Annotated in this window: 4 protein-coding genes and 1 pseudogene; 2 read left to right on the forward strand and 3 right to left on the reverse strand. The window is 57.0% G+C overall.

Annotation, left to right across the window (positions count from 1 at the left end; translation table 11 throughout):
* Positions 1-155, forward strand: a pseudogene (locus tag GZ093_RS20450) (JAB domain-containing protein); the annotation flags it as partial.
* Between the two features lie 528 nt (positions 156-683).
* Here the strand turns inward: GZ093_RS20450 and GZ093_RS20455 are convergent.
* The 3 genes from GZ093_RS20455 to GZ093_RS20465 form a co-directional block, all read right to left on the reverse strand.
* Positions 684-872: a hypothetical protein gene (locus tag GZ093_RS20455; protein ID WP_296489546.1), complete on the reverse strand. Its 189-nt coding sequence runs from the start codon at positions 870-872 to the stop codon at positions 684-686.
* Positions 873-953: 81 nt separating this feature from the next.
* Entirely contained in the window at positions 954-2,480 is a 1,527-nt protein-coding gene (locus GZ093_RS20460; protein WP_296489548.1) for a hypothetical protein, read from the reverse strand.
* Between the two features lie 312 nt (positions 2,481-2,792).
* On the reverse strand, positions 2,793-3,107 hold the full coding sequence (locus GZ093_RS20465) for a hypothetical protein (protein WP_296489550.1): 315 nt from the start codon (positions 3,105-3,107) through the stop codon (positions 2,793-2,795).
* Between the two features lie 396 nt (positions 3,108-3,503).
* Here GZ093_RS20465 and GZ093_RS20470 point away from each other — a divergent pair.
* Positions 3,504-3,867: UPF0758 domain-containing protein (locus tag GZ093_RS20470; protein WP_363261214.1), on the forward strand; the 364-nt coding region annotated here is incomplete at its 3' end.

Consider the following 3,867-nt stretch of genomic DNA (forward strand, 5'->3'; position numbering starts at 1 on the left):
CTGTTTTTGCCACGCCCGATGCGGTCAAGCACTACCTGCAGTTGCACCTGGCGGCCAAACCGCACGAGGTGTTTGCGGTGCTGTTTCTGGACGTGCAGAACCGTCTGCTAGCCATGGAAGAAATGTTCAGGGGTGCCCTCACTCAGCTTAGCGTTACCGCATTGCGAAAATATTTTGGCTGGCGTCAGCACAATTTGGCAGCGCGGTTCCCGCAGATGCCCTTCGGTCTTGGCTGAGTTGCACCGCTGCTTTACATCTATGCCGTGACTTGTTTATGTGGACTCGAACCAGAAGCGGGTACTCGCTGCAATCCAGCGACCGGCTGTTCAAGGCAGGTTGTTGTCTGTCAGCCTCAACCAGAAGTGTTGATCGAAGCATCAATTAATTGCCAAATTTTGGCAATGCTCCAATGGCTGCTGTACCTTTCATTGCAGACAATGACGGAACCAAGTTTGGTAGCGTGTTGCACGAAGGGCAGATGGGCTGCGGCCTCGGCCATGCGCCGGGTGTTGCACGAGGGGCAGACTCCGCGGCCTTTGCAGGAGAAGATTGCGGCCCACGCCTCACGCGTTGGCCTCACGTTCGTCACCAACAACGAGGCCGACTTCAAAGACTACCCAGGATGGCAAGTTAAGAACTGGACGGTGCCGGCAGATAGCGGAAGCTGATAAGCGCGCCTGCCTTCAGGGCTTGGCCGTCCACTCACCCCCGTTAACCACCGCCTGCGCACCCACTTTGCCCCAGGCAGCGTCGGCCGCGCCAGCCGTAGCCAGGGCAGTTCGTTTTTCAAAAAACTGCAAAATTCCAAAGCGTTGCGAGGGTTTGAAGTCTCGCAGGCTATAGGTCAGAAAAGCGTTGGCTTGCGCGTTCACGGCCGCGCCGCCCATTCGGGCTACGGGCTGCGCCGTCAATCGGTCGGCCAGCAGGGTGTCAGCGTCAGGTTGGTATGACGGCTACTGGTAGCCGATGCGCGTCTTCAGTTTGGCCATTTCGACGGCGTAGACCTGCACTTGGGCATTGGCCGCAGTCAGGTCCGCCGGATAGGCCTGGACGACTGCCAGTTGACTTTTTGCAGCGGCGATGGCGGCGCCAATCTTGTCAAAGTAGGCGGGTGTAGCGGGCTGGCCGGTGTACCAGGTGAGAACCCCCATGATGCTGATCGGTTGGGTGGCGAAATGCAGCTTCAGCTTGTTGAAGCTCAACTCCAGGGCCGCCACCGCGCTCTTGGCTGACTCCACCTCGATGGCAGTCGCAGCCGTTTTGGCGGTCGTGCTGGTAGCTTCCAATGCAGCACTGTCGGCAGACACCAGATCCGCATCAAAGGGTTTCAGGAAATCGGCAAAGCTGAAGAACAACTTCAGAAAGAGCGGCTTGACATTGTTGCCGTTGGCCGCGATCACCGCCTTGTCGGGCACCGCTGCGAAGAGGGCTGCCTTCAAGGCCTTGAGGTTGTTGGTCTGGTTGACGGTGGCGGTGTCAATAAAGGCCTTGGCTTCGACTGACATGCCGAAATGGTCTTTGTTGACCTGATGAACCACCACTTTGTTCCAGGTGGACTCCACCACCGTGAACATTGTTTTCAGCGTCGCGACATCCCCATCCGTGAGGGTAGTGGCGCTCTTGCCCTTCACAGCCAATGCAAAGGGCTCCATGCCGTCATGGAATTCCTTGATGGCATCAATGGGATAGTCCAAGCCGTTGCCACGGTCCATATCCAGCAGGTTTTGGCGAATGACTTCCAGCGCTTCATGGGCTGCTACCAGGTCGTTGGCAATGCTTGCAGACGCAAGGGCAGTCTGAACGATTTGGCCGGCGATAGCAATCTTGGCATCGACTTCGTCAAACTTTGCGCTGTAGTGGGAAAACTCGGTGGCAGTTTTGTATTTGGTCTTGAAGTCGCTCCAGACGGTGATCAGCCGCGTCAACGACTTTTTCGCATCCATCGCAACGGCCTGGGTAGTGTTCACTGCCGGCAGGTTGGTGTAAAAGAGCGGGGGGATGTAGCTCTTGGTCAGGTTGGACATATCTGCGAGAAAGGCGCTGGACCGAAACAGTGCCGAAGTGGGTCGCAACGCCGCCCAGATAGACAAGTGGCCCATGTTGAAGTGGGCCGTTTGGTTCGTGTCAACAATGACCACCCCTTCGGGGCTGCCGCTCCAGCTTGTGCCGTCAAAACTGTAGAGCGCAACCGCGTCACCTGCGCTAACCCCAGTCCCTGTCAGGTTCAATGCCACTGCTACCGGCTGGCTGAACGTCTTGACCGTCTTGCTGCCGTCGGTCGCTGTCAGATCGATAAAGGCCAGCATGCTGCGGTTGCTGGGCAATGCCGCTGCCGCCGCAGGCAGGAAGCGGCTGTTGTCAGCGCTGGTCAGCGTGAGGGTGGCGGCCGCTCCATTGAGCGCGGCACCACTGGAGTCCATCAACTTGGTGCCCAAAGGCAGGGTGACTGTTGTGCCGCCCGCAGACATTGTGGTGGCCACGGTGACAGCTCCGCTACTCAAGGGCGCTGTTGCGCTGGAGGAATATGTGCTTCCCGGCCCGTCGTCACCTCCGCCACAGGCGGCCAACAATAGCGCCAGAGACGAGGCGAGAAAATGCGTTTTCCAATTAGTCAAGTGCATACAAACCCTTCTAAAAAATAAAAACCCGGTCGAAAATTCGTCAGCCTTACTTTGGATCAAGCGCCCACAGCTTTTTGTAGGCTCTCTTGTCCCCTCCGGAGAACTTCCGGGTGGCATCCACATCGCCCTCGTGCACGGCGTTCAGGTGGTCACCAACTGCATTGCGGCCATCTACTTGACGGATAGTCGTTCCAACCGCATGGGGCGAAGTATCGCACCGTAAACCGTCCTGAGAAAACGGGGCTTCCCTGAGATGACAGTCTGAATGCCCAAGAATTTGCGTCCGATCATCGCAAACCAGACACCGGGCTCTCCTTGACCATGTGCAGCAAAATGCGCCTGCACATCACTGGCGCTATAGACGCCAGGGTCACGCCGGTAATATTTGGCCATGCCGTAAATGGCCTTGACGTAGTTTGCCTGGGTACTGGCCGTAAAACCGCGTTGCAGCATGGCGTCCGTCATGCGTTGGCGTAAAGGTGTCACGAAAATCTCCTTAAATCCGGGGACGACCCCCAGTTCAAAGGTTTCTCTTCATCTCGCCCAAATGCAAGCCATGCCGCAAAAAAATCGCAGTGTCGGCACTTTGACTACAAACCACCGCGCAGCGGTTTAGTTCAACGCAGCACTGGAGTCATAGAGGCTACCGCGACGAGCACCCACTTTGAGCCCACTACTGCTGTCGAAGCGCTGCTGGCTCATCAACGAGTAAGGATCAAATCCTGCTTGATGAAGGCAATGAAAATCCACAGGTAGACACTGAGTCTTCCTCAAATATGCCCCGAGTGGGCAAATGTCTATAGTGACTTTAAAAGTCCCGATAAACTGGCCGCTCTTGTATCTTGTAAAAACCCAGACCCGATGGTGTCTGCCCTCACTCCCATGCCTATCAAAGACCTGCCCGCCGATGCCCGCCCCCGCGAGAAGTTGTTGGCTCGCGGCCCCGGCGCGCTCAGCGATGTTGAACTGCTGGCCATCTTGCTGCGAACCGGAATCAAAGGTAAGGGCGTTCTGCAAATGGCCGATGAACTACTGAACATCAAAAATAATAGCACCAAAGGCAGCCTGGACGGGGGATTCGATGGACTATCAGGGCTTTTGCATGCCACGGCGGATGACTTGAAGCGTATCAAAGGCCTGGGCCCGGCCAAGCGCGCAGAGATTGTGGCGGTGCTGGAGCTGTCGCGCCGGGCGCTGGCCCAGCAGCTCAAGGAACGCACTGTTTTTGCCACGCCCGATGCGGTCA

It is taken from the genome of Rhodoferax sp., from assembly GCF_010365055.1.
Lineage (GTDB): Bacteria > Pseudomonadota > Gammaproteobacteria > Burkholderiales > Burkholderiaceae_C > Rhodoferax.